The 578-nt window shown below is 72.1% G+C and carries 1 protein-coding gene; it reads left to right on the top strand.

The genetic code is table 11. The features are described 5' to 3' along the window. Positions 1 to 578, top strand: a 578-nt coding sequence (locus GUY60_RS38060; RefSeq protein ID WP_161706055.1) for a zinc-binding dehydrogenase, incomplete at both ends; no start/stop codon positions are given.

Here is a 578-nt window from a genome sequence, read left to right as displayed (position 1 = left end):
GGGTGGGCGCCGTCCTGAACCGGGCGCGGGTCGAGCGCGGCGACAGCGTGCTGGTCATCGGCGCGGGCGGCATCGGGCTCAATGTCCTCCAGGGCGCGCGGCTCGCCGGGGCGACGACGATCGTCGCCGTCGACGCCAACCCGGCGAAGGAGGCGACGGCCCGGCAGTTCGGGGCCACGCACTTCGTCGACGCGTCGGCGGTGGACGACGTACCGGCCGCGGTGCGGGAGATCCTGCCGCGCGGCGTCGACCACGCCTTCGAGTGCGTGGGCCGCGCCGAGCTGATCCGGCAGGCCGTGGACCTCCTCGACCGGCACGGCCAGGCGATCCTGCTCGGCATGACCGCGCCGAAGGTGGAGGCGTCGTTCCTGCCCGCGGCGATGTTCCTGGACAAGTCGATCCTCGGCTGCCGCTACGGCTCGTCCCGCCCCCAACGCGACATGGCGCTGTACGCGGAGCTGTACCTGAAGGGTCAACTCCTCCTGGACGAGCTGGTGTCGGCGACTTATCCGGTGGAGGCGTTCGCGGATGCGGTGCGGGATCTTGAGGGGGGGAAGGTGGCTCGGGGGGTTTTGACG

It is taken from the genome of Streptomyces boluensis (assembly GCF_009908195.1).
GTDB classification, from domain to species: Bacteria; Actinomycetota; Actinomycetes; order Streptomycetales; family Streptomycetaceae; genus Streptomyces; species Streptomyces boluensis.
Note: the sequence above shows the minus strand (reverse complement) of the source record. Positions and strands in the feature narration are given on the sequence as shown.